At 63.9% G+C, this 1,067-nt stretch carries 1 protein-coding gene; it reads right to left on the bottom strand.

All coding sequences use genetic code 11. The annotated features are described in order from the left end of the window. Window positions 1–158: 158 nt before the first annotated feature. Window positions 159–764 carry a glutathione S-transferase family protein gene (locus tag EPJ54_RS19645; protein ID WP_135213472.1) on the bottom strand — a complete coding sequence of 202 codons (606 nt, stop codon included), beginning with the start codon at window positions 762–764 and terminating at the stop codon, window positions 159–161. Between the last annotated feature and the right edge of the window lie 303 nt (window positions 765–1,067).

Below are 1,067 nucleotides of genomic sequence, written 5' to 3'. Positions count from 1 at the left end.
ATAGCGGCCTCAGCCTAGGGCGAGCACGCACTACCGGGCGGCGCGAGCCGCCGGGCGATGAACTTCGACGAAAGCCTCCGACACAACAGGAGGGGCCGAAGACCTCTCGGACTTTTTCAACAGCATCCGCCGAACAGCGACGTTCGTCAGGAGGCTTGTCAGAGCGTCGGCTTGCTCGCGCTGAATTCCGGGCGAGCGTTGGCCGCCGCCGAGAGTGCTTTGAGCGCGGGATAAGATTCCCCCACAAGGCTCGCGTGCATCAGCGCGACAAAATCGAACGCGGCGATCGTGGCGGCCGCGACGCCAGGCGTGCGCTCGACCGAGATCAGGTGCGCGTGGCTCTCAAGGATGTCGAGACCCGTTTGTGCCTGGCCGCGCACACGCTCGATCCAATCGCGCCAGTGGAGCTCTGTTGGCCGCCGCACAGTCTCATAGACTAGCGCGACGCCCTTCTCAGCGAGATGGTGGGCCGCGGCCAGCCCCTGGAGCGATCGCATGCGCGCCGGCCCATGGGCTGGCAACAAACGCTTGCCGGACGGCGCCGTTTCCTCGAGCCAGTCAATGATCGCCCAGGTTTCGACGAGCGTTGTTCCGTCGTCCAACGTGAGCGCCGGCACGCGACCGAACGGATTGACCTGTTTCAGCCGCTCGAAATCGTCGCCAGTCACCATGATCGGCTGGTGCTCGTACGCACGACCTTGGAGCGCGAGCCAGATCGCGACACGGCGGACGAAGGGCGAGAGGTAACGGCCTGTGAGGATCATGGCGAGGCCTTAGCAAGTCGGCCTAGGCGCGCTCAACCCAATGCTACCGATTGCGATGAGTTTTTTGACGTTGGGGATGTTCGCTTCGTGCCTCCCGGCACCCCAGCGGGTATTTGCGACCGGCCTAGCCGCTCAAATGCTGTCATCGGCAATGTTGCGCCCGCTATGACCGGCCGTCGTAGAGTCGGGATGTGGCGCGGTGGTGTTAGGCCGGGCGTAGCTGTTGCCGCCTCTTTCGTTTGGCGGTGCCTGAGGAGCCTGACCATACTCCGTTTCCACATCCCTCTCATCGAACCGGACATG

This window comes from Vitreimonas flagellata (genome assembly GCF_004634425.1).
Taxonomy (GTDB): domain Bacteria; phylum Pseudomonadota; class Alphaproteobacteria; order Caulobacterales; family Aquidulcibacteraceae; genus Vitreimonas; species Vitreimonas flagellata.
This window is presented reverse-complemented; position numbering and strand designations above follow the sequence as displayed.

What these genes read in the sequence shown, in the direction of transcription:
- EPJ54_RS19645 (WP_135213472.1), bottom strand. Translation starts at nt 764, where the DNA reads ATGATCCTCACAGGCCGTTACCTCTCGCCCTTCGTCCGCCGTGTCGCG.